This is a genomic window from Streptomyces pinistramenti, assembly GCF_020564935.1.
Lineage (GTDB): Bacteria > Actinomycetota > Actinomycetes > Streptomycetales > Streptomycetaceae > Streptomyces > Streptomyces pinistramenti.
In genome coordinates this window covers 65,790-77,954 of record NZ_JAJCXB010000034.1, presented here as the reverse complement: position 1 = coordinate 77,954, position 12,165 = coordinate 65,790, and the positions used below count along the sequence as shown (strand labels likewise).

Genomic DNA, 12,165 nt, shown 5'->3' with positions numbered 1-12,165 from the left:
CGACACCAACGGCCACGACGGCCCCTACTACTCCGTCGACACCAAGGGCGACAAGCCCCAGTTCACCTGGAACGAAGCCGACGTCCTCAACTGGAACACCAAGAAGCCCTACGACTTCTGACAGACCGTCGACTTCTGACGACCTGCCAGCCAGCGGCCTTGCTGGACGTGAATGGCTGCACAGCGGCGATGCCGTGGAGACTAACTCTCGCCGCGGGCATGTCGACAGTGCGGGACGTGTTGCTGCCACGCGGGTGGCGGTCCGACGTCAGCGGGCTGGCCGTCGGCGACGATGTGGGGATCAAGCCGAGAGCCGGAGCCGCGTCGACCGGGCGTGGACGGGCGCGGGCCGTCGCTGCGCCGAGACGGTCGGCCGCGAGTGACGTAGGTGAGGGGTGAGGGTCTGCCGTTGTCGGCGCGAGCTCCGTAAGCGGGGTAATCGGGCTTTCCGGTCGCCGCTCAGGGCTGGAGGTTCTCCAGGTCCTCCAGGAGGCTGGGGTGCTTCGGCTCCCAGCCGAGGGTCTGCCGGGTGTGGGCGCTGGACGAGGGCTGGTCGTTCGCGAAGACCGGGCCGAGAGGGCCGTACGTCTGCGAGGGCACCGACTCGACCGGCAGGCCCAGCCGTCGGCCGATGACCGCGGCGATGTCCCGCACCTGGTCTCCCTCGTCGGCCACGGCGTGCCAGCAGGTACCGGCTTCCGCCTGCTCCAGGGCGAGCCGGAAGAGGACTGCCGCGTCGAGCGCGTGGACGGCCGGCCAGCGCTGTGCACCGTCGCCCGGGTAGCCGGACACTCCGGTCCGGCGTGCGATGTCGGTCAGCAAGCCGGCGAACCCGCCCGTGCCCTGGTTGTGGACCGTGCGCGGCAGGCGTACGGCCGTACTCCGGACCCCGCGCGCGGCAAGGCCCAGGACCGCCGTGACCGTGCGGCCGCGACCGCCGACCGGTCCGTCGGTCGGCACCGGGTCGGCCTCGGTGGAGACACGGCCCGGGGCCTGGGGCGTACCCGAGGCGGTCACGAAGGGGCGGTCGCTGCCGACGAGTTCCTCGCCGAGGGTCGCGAGGGCGGCGCTCTCCTCGGCGACGTTCTTCGCGAGGGCCTCGGGACTGCTGAAGTCATTGCCGAATGCCAGGTGGATGACCCCGTCGGCCTGAGTGACGCCGGCCCGGAGGACGTCCAGATCGGCGAGGGCTCCCCGGAGCGGCTCGGCGCCGGCCGCCTCGGCGGCGAGCGCGGACGCGTCGGAACGGGCGAGTGCGAGGACGGTGTGGCCGTTGCCGAGCAGTTCGGCGACGACGGTGGACCCGATCAGACCGGTGGCACCGGTGACGAAGACACGCATGGAAATCCTCCCCCAAGTGATGGGACTCTTGTCCCGTCACACGCTACCAGGTGACGGGACAAGAGTCCCCTCGCATATGCTGGCCCCATGGGTAGGTGGGAACCAGGCGCACGCGAGCGCCTCGTCGTGGCCGCAGTCGACCTGTTCACCGAGCAGGGGTACGACGCCACGACGGTCGCGCAGATCGCCGAGCGTGCCGGGGTCACCAAGAGCACCTTCTTCCGGCACTTCCCCGACAAGCGCGAGCTGCTGGCGGCCGGACAGGAGACGCTGAGCCGGCTGCTGACCGAAGGGATCGCCGAGGCCCCCGGCTGCGCCACCCCGCTGGAGGCGGTCGCCGCCGGTCTTGAACGCGCGTCGAGCGCGGTGGGCCCCATGAACCGCGAGCTCGCCCCGCGCCTGAAGGCGGCCGTCGCCGCCAGCGCCGAACTGCAAGAGCGTGACACCCTCAAGACCGTCAGCCTCGCCGCCGCGATGACGACCGCCCTGGTCGCCCGCGGCCTGCCCGACCCCACTGCGGCCCTCGCGAGCGAGCTGGGCGTCCTCGCCTTCAAGCGCGGGTTCGCCGAATGGTCCGATGGTGACCGTGACGGCAGGGACGAGCTCGCCGGGTACGTCCTGGCGGCCCTGGACGAGCTGCGTACGGCGAGCGCATCGCTGGGCTGACCGGACAAATCCACCCGCGCATCGGCTGGTTGCGCATCGACCCATCGCTCGTCGGGCTCGCTGACGGACGCGACTCCGCCACAGCCCGCTCACGTACGGCTTCAGGGAACACCGGTACAGCGGTTATCGGCGACAATGATCATGGCCAGGTCGGGGTGAGGGCGCTGACCCGGTTCTCGTGCTCGCGACGGGCCTTTCGCTGGGCCGGAACCGCCGGGGCGCCCTGGATGCCGTCGCGGGTTTTTCGCCCGCGCGGCCGGGGCGGGTGCCGGGAATGATGGCGATGTTCGTCCGGGGCGACTCCCGTGGTGTGGGGATGGCGACGAGGGGGCCGCGGTCTCAGACCGGGGCCGGACCGTCGGCGTCGAGGAAGCCGTCGATGGCGGCGAAGGTCGCGTCGGGCTCCTCGCGGATGGGCAGGTGGCCTGCGCCGGGGATGAGAGCGAAGCGCGCGTCGTGGAAGGCGTCGGCGTAGGTACGGCCGTAGGCGGAGCTGACGACCTGGTCGTTCTCGCCCCAGACGACCAGGACGGGGCGGGTCACGGCTTTGATGCGTTCCAGGAGGCCGGGGTCCTGCATGTCCGGGCCGGCGTACGCGCGCAGTGCTGCCAGCGAGGCGGGTGACGGTCCGCGCGGCGGACCGGATTGCCCGGTCGCCGCCGAGGGCGGTACCGGGCCGGCCGGTGCGCTCTGGGTGCCGGGCCCTTGTCCGGGCACGGCGATCCGGTGACCGGGCATCGCGGGGCCGATGGCATCCATCAGAACCAGCCGGCCGATGCGCCGGCCCTGGTCGCGCAGGATCGTCTCGGCTGCGATCCAGCCGCCGAAGGAGGTGCCCACCAGTGCGACGGGGTCGGCCTCCAGATGATCGAGCAGGTCGAGGTAGACGTCGGCGAGGCGGGGCACAGAGTCGAGTTCGGACGGGCGCCTGGTGTCGTCCCAGCCCGGATGGACGGGCACGATGACTCGGTGGCGGAGAGCGAGGTGCTCGGCCAGTGGGGTCAGGCTGTCGGGCCCCGGGCCGCCGTGCAGAAGGAGCACGCAAGGGCCCTCGCCCCACTCGCGTACCGTCAGCTCCAAGCCGGGACGAAGTGGGAGCACGCGCTGGCTGGTTGTGGACATAGGGGTGCCGTCTCCTTGTCGTGAATCGGGTGCGGGGCCGCTCGGTCAGTGGGCGGCGAACTGGGCGAGGAGGCCGGTGGGGGCGTCGTCGGCGAAGCACACCTTCAGACTGGTGGCCGAGTCGGTCGCGGCGTGCTGGGCGCGGGGGAACATCGCTTCCTCGTAGATCGCCAGGGCCTTCTCGACATCGCCGGGGTGGGTGACGAGTGCCTGGGCGAGTTCGGCTGCGTCCTGCATGGCGTTGTTGGCGCCTTCTCCGGCGAAGGGCGACATCACGTGCGCTGCGTCGCCGAGGAGGGTAACGCCGGGAACGCGGTCCCAGCGGTGACCGATGGGCAAGGCGAAGATCGGTCGCGGTACGAGCGGGCCGTCGGCGTCGGCGATGAGCGAGGTGAGGCTGGGGTGCCAGCCGGTGAACTGCTCCAGCACCGTTTTCTTCGCGGCCGCGGTGTCGGTGAAGTCGATGCTCTCCAGCCACGACGGGTCGGTCTTGACCGTGGTGTAGACGTGCAGACAGCCGTCGGACTCGCGGTGGGCGAGGAAGCCCCTGGCGTCGGAGAGGGCGAAGAGCATGCCGCCGCCGACGACTTGGGAGGCTTCGGGGTGACGGTCGTCGGCGTCCAGCAGGTCGCCCTCGACGGCAGACACCCCCATGTATGCGGGTGTGGCGTCGGAGAGGAGGTGGCGGACCTTGGACCAGGCTCCGTCCGCGCCGATGAGCAGGTCGGTGGTGAAGGTGCTGCTGTCGGCCAGGGTGACATGGTGGCACCCGTCGTCGAGCGTCGTCGTCGCGGTGGCCTTGGAACCCCAGCGGACCGTGCCAGCGGGCAGGGCGTCGAGCAGCAGGTCGCGCAGCTGTCCGCGGTCGACCTCGGGGCGGGTGCCCGAGGACCCCTCGTCGCTCTCGTCCATCCGTACGGTGGCGTGCTTGTCAAGGATGCGCATGGCTTCCCCGCCGGGCAGGACCAGCTTGAGGAAGTCTTCGTGGAGGCCGGCGGTGTGCAGGGCTGCCTGGCCGGATTCTTCGTGCATGTCGAGCATGCCGCCCTGGGTGCGGGCGTTGCGGTCGGTGTCCAGGTCGAAGACGGCGGCCTCGATGCCGTTCAGGTGCAGGACGCGGGCGAGGGTGAGGCCACCGAGACCGGCGCCGATGATGGCTATGGGGTGGTGCGTGGTGCTCATGGTGGTGGCGTCTTTCTGTGGGGAGGTTGGGCTCTCGTCAGGAGCGTTCAGTCCGTGGTGGTGGGTGTGGTGCGGGCCCCGTTGATGACGGTGCGGAAGACCCAGGCCAGGCGCTGTTCAGGGGTGCCGGAGAACAGTTCGCCGCCGAGCGCGGTGATCCGTGGATGCGTGTCGGCCGTGACACCGCGCAGGGCCTCGACGAGGGCGTTGTGTTCGTCCTTCGCGTCGCTGGCGCGCTCGCGAGTGGACTGCTCGGCGGCGGTGGCGGTGGCCACTTGCAGCAGCACGTCCACGCCCCAGGCCGCCTGCGCGCCGGGGACCTCTCCTTCGTCGAGAAGGGCGAGGATCGCTTCGAGCAGGGCCAGGTAGTTCGGCCCCGAGGGGCGGGCCACCAGGGCAGAGTGGGCGAGGCTGGGGTGCGCGAACAGAATGCGCGTGTAGGAGCTGAGCACGGCGGCGAGCCGGTCGCGCCAGTCGCCTGTGGAAGCAGCGGGTCTCAGGTCGACGGCGCCCAGCAGCTCCTCCAGGATCGCCGCGTGCAGTTCGGCGGTGTTCGCGACGTACACGTACAGCGAGGCCGGGCCGGTGTCGAGCTCCGTGGCCAGGCGGCGCATCGTGACGCGGTGCAGGCCCTCGTCCCGCATCACCTGCACTGCGGTGGCGACGATGCCCTCGTAGGTGAGGGCGGGCTTGGCCGGTCGCTCGCGGCGACTGCGGGGGGTTCTCGGTGTCACACCTCAAACCTAACGAACATGTTCGCAACGAACAAGTTCGTTCCTGGGCCGCCTCGGGCTGGGCGGTCTCGGGGAGCAGGCGTACCAGGAGGAGGCGGGCGGCGGTGAGGACGAGGGCGACGACGAGGCTGATGGTCATGGCGTGGGTCGGCCCTCGGGGAGTATCCGAACCGGAATCACCCACTCGGGCCGGCTTCGATCCGCTGCCACTCGCTGTCGTCCGCGGCGGCAGCCAGCTTGTCGATCCGCCGCCAGCCCGGCCGGGGCGGCGCCGTCCAGTGCCGCATCAGGCAACGTTCGCCCTGCCCCGTGACCGTCTTGGACGGGGAGGGCTCACTCCGGCGTGGTCCGGTCAGAAGGGCGGAATCCGCTCGGGTACGAGTCCGGCTGGGCGGAGGAGGCCGTACAGGTCGGTCTCGCCCCAGAACTCGACGATCCGTCCGTCTCGGAACCGGCAGGACTTGACTCCCGTCATGGTGAGATCCCGGCCGCTGCGGCCGTGGGTGCAGGTGAGCGTGAAAGCCACGGTCACCCGGTCGTCGGCGGAGAAGATGTCGTCCACCTGCTCCGCGAGGAAAGCGTCTCCTTTCCACGCCCGACCAAATCCAACAGGTTCCGTGATTCTCGGAGGGCCTGTGCCCGAACCCACCGCCGATGGGCCAGATGCCGTGCGGGAGGGCAGCGGGTTGGCCGTCTCGCGCTGCGCGTTGTGGTGGTGGAGAGCACTGGGACGGGTCATCCCCACGGCCCCTACCTGCCACGCCGGCACCGGCCTGATCATCACCTGCTGTGGCCTGGCCCTGGGCGAGGGTTCGTCGTTGTGGATCGCTCGGGGGCGTGAAACCCTACGGCGCGCATTGGTGATCGTTTGTCATAGGGGAGGAACCTCGGATGCCGCAGCATCTTGTCGGTAATGAGGCGTTGGTGAGGGTCCAGCAGAGGGTTCGGGAGCACAGTCCCGCCCGGGGGGCGTATTCCGAGCTCTACACGCGGGCCGCGGCGGCTTTCGACGGGATATCCGTCTGCTATCCCGGGGAACCGGAGCAGATCGTGATGACGACGTACGACTATCTCGGTCTCGTCGGCGACCCCGCGGTCAACGAACGGGCCAAGAAGGCGATCGACGTCCACGGTGTCGGGGGGCACGGGACCGCCGTCGCGTCGGCGAGTCTGCGGCTGCACCGTGAGCTGGAGCGGCGGCTCGCGGAGTTCGTCGGCCACGAGGACGCGGTCACCTTCCCGTCCGGCTACCAGACGAACAGCACGGTGATTCCCGTGCTGGCGGGTCGGGGCGACTGGGTGCTGTCCGACGAGCTCAACCACGCCAGCATCATCGACGGCTGCCGACTGGCCCAGTCACGCGGCGCCCATGTGCAGCGCTACCGGCACAATGACGTGACCCACCTGCGAGAACTCCTCGCCCAGGCACCGGCGGACCGCACCACGCTGGTGGTGAGCGACTCGGTGTTCAGCGCGGACGGCGACCTGATGCCCCTGCCGGACATCATCGAGGCATGCCGAGAACACGGAGCCCTGCTCTACGTCGACGAAGCCCACGGGCTGGGGGTCCTGGGCCGCGGCGGACGGGGCATCCACGAGCACTTCGGCCTCACCCCGGACCCCACCACCCTGATCATGTCCCCCCTCAGCAAAGCCGTCGCCTCCACCGGCGGTTTCGTCGCCGCCCCTCGCTCCCTGACGGAGTTGCTGCGGATCGCGGCTCCCGGTTGCGTCTTCAGCGCCGCCCTGCCGGCCACGGCCATCGCCGCGGCCACGGCCGCCCTCGACGTGATCGAGAGCGACGAGGGGATCCGACGCCGCGACCTCCTGCGCCGCAACATCGCGCACTTCATCGACCGGGCCGGCGCGGCCGGTCTCCTGTCCGCGCCGGCACAGGAGCACCACAGTGGCGTGGTGCCCGTCTTCATCGGCGACGACCAGCGCGCCTTGAGGATCGCCGCGAACTGCCGTGACCACGGAGTCATGGTGGTGCCCTTCGTCTTCCCCGCCGCCGCCTCGGGCAAGGCACGGCTGCGCGTGAACGTGACCGCCCGGCACACCCCCGAGATCGTGGACCTCGCGATCGACGTCATCGCCGCGGCCTGCCACGACACGCCCTGACCCCCTCGGCCTGCTCGCGCTCCCGCCCTGCTCCCAGGGCGAGGACGCGGTCGGCCCCGTGGCGGACAGGTCAGGTGTACTGGTCGATCACGCTGAAGTCGCGGGCGAGTTCCAGGGCGAGGCGTCGTGGCGCGTGGCAGAGGATCCAGCCGATCGCTCGGTAACGGCGGCTGGGGACGCTCACGACGCGTCCGCGCCCCAGGTCACGAAGGGCCTCGCGCACCAACCGTTCCTCGGACAGCCGGCGCCAGGCCGGTGTCGTCGAATCGGCGATGCCCGCACGGGCGTTGGACTCGGTCCTGACGTCACCGGGACACAGGGCCGTCAGGCGGACCCCGCCGGCGCGGACGTTGCGCTGCACGCGTTCGGGTGCGGGCGGTGGCGACGCGGGTCACCTCGCTGGTGAGCCGGTTATCGAAGATGCGACTCATGGGGCGGCCGACGATGGCCACCCCGCAGAGTGCGCCGGTCGGGCGCCGCATGCCGATGCTGAACCTGTGGCCCTGCGGTTTCCTGTGGAGGCGGTCGACGACCTCGCACGCGTCGCCGAACGTCGGCGGGATGATCGTCAACCGCCTCATGGACGTACCGGCCTGGACGGAACCGTCAGCCTGGGGTGACCGTGCCCTTGTCTCGGGCGTCCCTCCGGCGGCTGACTTCGGCGTCGTAGTGGGCCCGGCCTCCTTCGGAGAGACGTTGCCGGGCGACAGCGACGTCGGTGTGGCTGCCCAGGGTGCGGGCGGTGATCGGGAAGCCGGGGACGGCGCGGCCGGTGGCGCCGGGGCGGATGGGGGCGTCGGCCGCGCTGATGAAGATGTGGCTCCGCACACGCATCGACCGCACGGGCACATCTCTCGCGGTCCGGGTGCGGTGTGTGCCGGTGGGGCTCTGCCTGATGGGGCAGAGCCCCACGTGGCGACGTCCTACGCTTTCGTGCCGATGGCGTAGGAGTGGGCTCCGGCTCCGGCCAGGCCGCCGTGTCCGGCAATGAGGTACTCGTCGCGGATGGGGGTGCCGTCGAGCCAGGATTCCAGGATCTCGCGGGTGCCGGCGGCGTAGCGGGTCTGGGCGGAGAGGGTGGATCCGGAGATGTGGGGGGTCATTCCGTGGTGCGGCATGGTGCGCCACGGGTGGTCGGCGGGTGCCGGCTGCGGGTACCACACGTCTCCGGCGTAGCCCGCCAGCTGTCCGGTCTCCAGGGCGCGTACGACGGCTTGCCGGTCGACGATGCGGGCGCGTGCGGTGTTGATGAGGTAGGCGCCGCGGCGCATCAGGGCCAGCAGTTCGTCGTTGAAGAGTCCTTCGGTTTCCGGGTGGAGGGGGGCGTTGATGGTGACGACGTCGCAGTGCGGCACCATGTCCGCCGTCGTGGGGTGGAAGACCAGGCCGAGTTCCTTCTCGGTTTCGGCCGGCAGGCGGTGGCGGTCGGTGTAGTGGAGCGTGACGTCGAAGGGTGCCAGCCGCCGCAGCACCGCGAGCCCGATCCGGCCGGCGGCCACTGTCCCGACGTGCATGCCTTCGAGATCGTAGGAGCGTGCCACGCAGTCGGCGATGTCCCAGCCGCCGTCCAGGGCCGTCCGGTGGGCGGGCAGGTAGTCCCGCACCAGGGCGAGGGTCATCATCACGATGTGCTCGGCGACGCTGATGCTGTTGGAGTACGTCACCTCGGCGACGGTGACACCGTGCGTGATCGCCGCGTCCAGGTCGACGTGGTCGGAGCCGATGCCCGCGGTGATGGCGAGCTTGAGATTCTTCGCGGCGGCGATCCGCTCGGCGGTGAGGTAGGCCGGCCAGAACGGCTGGGAGATGACCACGTCCGCATCCACCAGCTCCCGGTCGAAAGCACAGCCGGCGCCGTCCTTGTCGGAGGTGACGACAAGGGTGTGGCCCCGGCTCTCCAGGAAGGCCCGCAGGCCCAGCTCACCCGAGACACTGCCCAGCAGATGACCGGGGGTGAAATCGGTACCGTGCGGGGTCGGAGCGAGCTGACCGCCGGGGTAGCGGTCGATGCGGGGCACGGTGTCGCGGGCATACGACGTGGGATGGCCGCCCTTGGGATCGTCGTACAGCACACACAGAACCTTGGCCATGACTACGCCTCCTCAACGGAGAGGTGGGAACAAGCGGGGTGACACCTCCACGCTCCACCCGACCCGGCCACTGGTCAAAGCGAAAGTAACGATCACCCAATAGCCGACGCCTATCAACACGGCTGCCGCCGAAGGCTGTTGGCGTGCCACCGCAGCAGTACGCGCACGGCCTCCCGCACCCGGGCGGTATGGGTCGGCGCCGCTCTCACGCTGACTGACGTGACGCGGTGGAAGGAGGCCGCACGGGCGGACGGTGACGACGCGCTGCGACCGTTTCTGTCGCCTCTGAGCCATCGAAGTGCTGCACCGCGCGGGTGGCAGGGGCCAGTACGCACCCCGCGCGCGGTTCCCTTCAGACGGCGGCCCAGCCGTCGTCGACCGGGAGGATTGCTCCGTTGATGAACGCGGCCGCGTCGGAGGCCAGGAAGACGAGGGCGGCAGCCTGCTCCTCCGCGCTGCCCAGCCTGCCGATGTTCGTGCCGATCAACTCGCCGAGCACGGCCGGGCCCTGTGCCCCCGGGGCCGCACCGACCTGGATGTTGGTCGCGGTGGGGCCGGGAGCGATGGCATTGGCTCGGATGCCCCGCTTGCGGTACATGACGGCGAGGCTCTTGACGAGGCCGACGACGCCGTGTTTGGCGGCGGTGTAGGCGGCGCCGGCCGCGCCGCCCCGCAGGCCGGCCTCGGAAGCGGTGAAGAGGACCGAGCCGCGCCCGGCAGCGAGCATGTGCGGCAGAGCGGCACGTGTCAGCAGGAAGGGCGCGGTCAGGTTGATCCGGATGACGCGCTCCCACTCGTCGTCACCGGTCTCGTCCAGGGCGGACATGTGGTCCATGATCCCGGCGTTGTTCACCAGGACGTCCAGCCCGCCGAAGGCCGTGACAGCCTGATCGACGACTGCGTCCACGACGTGCTGGTCGCTGAGATCACCGATGACGGCGAGGGCGGTGCCCCCTGCCTCCTCGATCTCGCGTACGACCTCATCGGCGCCTGTCCTGTTGAGGTCGGCGACCAGAACCTTGGCGCCCTCTTCCGCGAACCTCAGAGCCGCGGCCCGGCCGATACCGGACGCGGCCCCGGTGACAACGACACTGCGTATCGCCGGACCGGTGTGGTGCGTCATGGGATGTTCCCTTCCGTGGGGTTCCGGCGCTTGCGTAGGCGCTCGGGTGAGGTGGAGTCCGGTTGAACCGATGAGGGGTGCTCCGGCCTCACACGAAGCCGCCGCCCTCGCGCGGCCCGCCACCCGGAGCCGGCGCCGTACCGGGCATGGCAGCCCGCCGGGCCCGGGGCGAAAGGCGCAGCACGGTGCCCTCTCCGTTCGCGGCGAGGAGAAGCGAACCGTCGGGGGCTGCGCTGAGACCGGCGAACGGAAGCGGCACACCGGGCATTCCGTGCGCGAAGAGCGCGGGTTGGGTGCGTGGGGCGCTACCCGGGGGCGGTCCGACCGCCAGATTCTCGGCTTCGACGCTGCGGTCCCCGGTGGTGAGCGAGATGGCCCGCAGCGTCCGCGAGCCGGTCTCCACCGTGAACACTTCGTCGCCGATGATCGCCAGTCCCTGCGGGGCGTCGAGTCCGTCGGCGACGACGACCGCGTGCCCGTTGTCGATCCTGAGCACGGACCCGAGGTGGTCATCGCTCACGTAGCAGCGCCCCTCGGCATCGAGGGCCACGTCGACGGGATGGTCCAGCCCCTCGGCGAGCACGGTGAGGGCATCGCCCTCGTCGAGGGCGAGCAGCCGCCCTGCGCCCGTCTCGGCGACGACGAGTTCGCCGTCCGCCCGCGCGCAGATGCCCATGGGCCGGCACAGTCCGCTCGCGCGCACGCGGGTGGTCCCGAGTTCCGGATCGCAGGTCCGTACTTCGCCGTACTGCGAGGTGAGGTGCAGGAGCCCGTCCTTGGCGGTGATGCCGTGGGTGAACGGGCGGATGACGTGCGCGGGCCCGTCTTCGGCTCCTGCCGCGGCACCGCGTTCCGGTTCGGCGACCCGGTAGTGATCGGCCGCGTGCACCGTGCCCGCAAGGTCGACGGTCACTCCGAAGGGGCCGTCGAGTCCGCGGCGGACGATCTCCCGCGTCCGGCCGTCGGGGTGGAGCTCGGTGATGCCGCCGCTGGCGTAGCTGGAGACGAACATCCGGTTCTCCGCGTCGAACGCCGCGTTGTCCAGCCCCGCCAGGCCGCTGGTGATCAGGGACCGGGAGCCCGTTCCGTGCAGGTCGATGCGGGTCACGATGCCGGCCTGCCCCCGGGACAGGACGAGCAGGGCACCACCTTGGTCGAAGCGGACCGCGACCGGTTCGTGCACGTCCTCCGCGACCAGTTCGGGCGTGGTGCCGTCGGGCGGGATGCGCCAGACCTGGCCGGTCACCATGTGCGGGTAGTACAGGTGGTTGTCGGGGCCGAGTTGCATCGCGTTGCCCAGGGCGAGTCCACCGGTGAGCACTCGTGAACCGCCGCTGTCGGGGAAGAGTTCCAGCAGTCGGCCGTCCGGCTTCATCTCGTTGACGAAGAGCCGGTCACCGACGCACGTGATGCCGTTCGGCAGTTTCACCTCGTCGGAGACGAGGGTCCAGACGCCGAGCGGGCTGCGGCGCCACACTCTCCCCGGAACCAGGTCGGCGATGTACATCGAGCCGTCGGCGCCGAAGGCGAGGTCGTCGGGCGACTGCACCGGACCGTCCATCGCCACCACTACCTCGGTCTCCCCGGTGGCGACATCCACGGCGCTGATCTGGCCGGCCAGGAACTGTGCCGCGTACAGCCGTCCGTCGGGTCCGAAGGCGATCCCGTTCGAGCCCCACATCGGGTTGGGCACAAGGAGCCTTTGCACGTCCCAGCGGCCGTGTGAGACCGGATCGGGCACGTCCGCGCCGTATCGGCTGCGTCGGCCTGCCGCTGTCTCCCCCAT

At 70.7% G+C, this 12,165-nt stretch carries 13 protein-coding genes; 2 read left to right on the top strand and 11 right to left on the bottom strand.

The window, feature by feature from the left end; genetic code table 11:
* Positions 1–459: 459 nt before the first annotated feature.
* Positions 460–1,341 carry an SDR family oxidoreductase gene (locus tag LIU39_RS22265; protein WP_227048591.1) on the bottom strand — a complete coding sequence of 294 codons (882 nt, stop codon included), beginning with the start codon at positions 1,339–1,341 and terminating at the stop codon, positions 460–462.
* 87 nt (positions 1,342–1,428) lie between these two features.
* Here LIU39_RS22265 and LIU39_RS22260 point away from each other — a divergent pair, with 87 nt between their 5' ends.
* Positions 1,429–2,007: a TetR/AcrR family transcriptional regulator gene (locus LIU39_RS22260; RefSeq protein WP_227048590.1), complete on the top strand. Its 579-nt coding sequence runs from the start codon at positions 1,429–1,431 to the stop codon at positions 2,005–2,007.
* Between the two features lie 339 nt (positions 2,008–2,346).
* On the opposite strand, the gene LIU39_RS22255 is transcribed toward LIU39_RS22260, so the two are convergent.
* From LIU39_RS22255 to LIU39_RS22240, 4 genes are all read right to left on the bottom strand, one after another.
* A complete protein-coding gene (locus tag LIU39_RS22255) occupies positions 2,347–3,129 on the bottom strand; it encodes an alpha/beta fold hydrolase (RefSeq protein ID WP_227048589.1) in 783 nt (260 codons plus the stop codon).
* Positions 3,130–3,174: 45 nt separating this feature from the next.
* A complete protein-coding gene (locus LIU39_RS22250) occupies positions 3,175–4,311 on the bottom strand; it encodes an FAD-dependent oxidoreductase (protein ID WP_227048588.1) in 1,137 nt (378 codons plus the stop codon).
* A 47-nt stretch (positions 4,312–4,358) separates the two neighbouring features.
* Positions 4,359–5,045 (bottom strand): TetR/AcrR family transcriptional regulator, encoded by a 687-nt coding sequence (locus LIU39_RS22245; protein ID WP_227048587.1) that lies wholly within the window; start codon positions 5,043–5,045, stop codon positions 4,359–4,361.
* A 352-nt stretch (positions 5,046–5,397) separates the two neighbouring features.
* Positions 5,398–5,784: an ester cyclase gene (locus tag LIU39_RS22240; protein ID WP_227048586.1), complete on the bottom strand. Its 387-nt coding sequence runs from the start codon at positions 5,782–5,784 to the stop codon at positions 5,398–5,400.
* Positions 5,785–6,098: 314 nt separating this feature from the next.
* Here LIU39_RS22240 and LIU39_RS22235 point away from each other — a divergent pair, with 314 nt between their 5' ends.
* The gene (locus tag LIU39_RS22235; RefSeq protein ID WP_264483110.1) at positions 6,099–7,166 is read left to right on the top strand and encodes an aminotransferase class I/II-fold pyridoxal phosphate-dependent enzyme; all 1,068 of its coding nucleotides are present in this window, start codon (positions 6,099–6,101) and stop codon (positions 7,164–7,166) included.
* A gap of 70 nt (positions 7,167–7,236) precedes the next feature.
* Here the strand turns inward: LIU39_RS22235 and LIU39_RS22230 are convergent, their stop codons facing one another.
* The 6 genes from LIU39_RS22230 to LIU39_RS22210 all read right to left on the bottom strand — a co-directional run bounded on the left by LIU39_RS22230 (position 7,237) and on the right by LIU39_RS22210 (position 12,165).
* On the bottom strand, positions 7,237–7,527 hold the full coding sequence (locus tag LIU39_RS22230) for an SDR family oxidoreductase (RefSeq protein ID WP_227048584.1): 291 nt from the start codon (positions 7,525–7,527) through the stop codon (positions 7,237–7,239).
* Complete coding sequence (locus tag LIU39_RS35645; protein ID WP_372464002.1) at positions 7,472–7,747, bottom strand: XF1762 family protein; 276 nt, start codon at positions 7,745–7,747, stop codon at positions 7,472–7,474. Before LIU39_RS35645 ends, LIU39_RS22230 begins: the two co-directional genes overlap by 56 nt.
* Before the next feature lie 25 nt (positions 7,748–7,772).
* Positions 7,773–8,000, bottom strand: coding sequence for a hypothetical protein (locus tag LIU39_RS22225; protein WP_227048583.1), 228 nt, complete (start codon positions 7,998–8,000; stop codon positions 7,773–7,775).
* 89 nt (positions 8,001–8,089) lie between these two features.
* Positions 8,090–9,256: an NAD-dependent formate dehydrogenase gene (locus LIU39_RS22220; RefSeq protein ID WP_227048582.1), complete on the bottom strand. Its 1,167-nt coding sequence runs from the start codon at positions 9,254–9,256 to the stop codon at positions 8,090–8,092.
* A gap of 352 nt (positions 9,257–9,608) precedes the next feature.
* Entirely contained in the window at positions 9,609–10,379 is a 771-nt protein-coding gene (locus LIU39_RS22215; protein WP_227048581.1) for an SDR family NAD(P)-dependent oxidoreductase, read from the bottom strand.
* An 88-nt stretch (positions 10,380–10,467) separates the two neighbouring features.
* Positions 10,468–12,165, bottom strand: coding sequence for a hypothetical protein (locus tag LIU39_RS22210; RefSeq protein ID WP_372464001.1), 1,698 nt, complete (start codon positions 12,163–12,165; stop codon positions 10,468–10,470).

Coding starts and splice junctions, on each gene's coding strand:
- LIU39_RS22265 (WP_227048591.1), bottom strand. CDS start 1,341: ATGCGTGTCTTCGTCACCGGTGCCACCGGTCTGATCGGGTCCACCGTC.
- LIU39_RS22260 (WP_227048590.1), top strand. CDS start 1,429: ATGGGTAGGTGGGAACCAGGCGCACGCGAGCGCCTCGTCGTGGCCGCA.
- LIU39_RS22255 (WP_227048589.1), bottom strand. CDS start 3,129: ATGTCCACAACCAGCCAGCGCGTGCTCCCACTTCGTCCCGGCTTGGAG.
- LIU39_RS22250 (WP_227048588.1), bottom strand. CDS start 4,311: ATGAGCACCACGCACCACCCCATAGCCATCATCGGCGCCGGTCTCGGT.
- LIU39_RS22240 (WP_227048586.1), bottom strand. CDS start 5,784: ATGACCCGTCCCAGTGCTCTCCACCACCACAACGCGCAGCGCGAGACG.
- LIU39_RS22235 (WP_264483110.1), top strand. CDS start 6,099: ATGACGACGTACGACTATCTCGGTCTCGTCGGCGACCCCGCGGTCAAC.
- LIU39_RS35645 (WP_372464002.1), bottom strand. CDS start 7,747: ATGAGGCGGTTGACGATCATCCCGCCGACGTTCGGCGACGCGTGCGAG.
- LIU39_RS22225 (WP_227048583.1), bottom strand. CDS start 8,000: ATGCGTGTGCGGAGCCACATCTTCATCAGCGCGGCCGACGCCCCCATC.
- LIU39_RS22220 (WP_227048582.1), bottom strand. CDS start 9,256: ATGGCCAAGGTTCTGTGTGTGCTGTACGACGATCCCAAGGGCGGCCAT.
- LIU39_RS22215 (WP_227048581.1), bottom strand. CDS start 10,379: ATGACGCACCACACCGGTCCGGCGATACGCAGTGTCGTTGTCACCGGG.
- LIU39_RS22210 (WP_372464001.1), bottom strand. CDS start 12,165: ATGGGGGAGACAGCGGCAGGCCGACGCAGCCGATACGGCGCGGACGTG.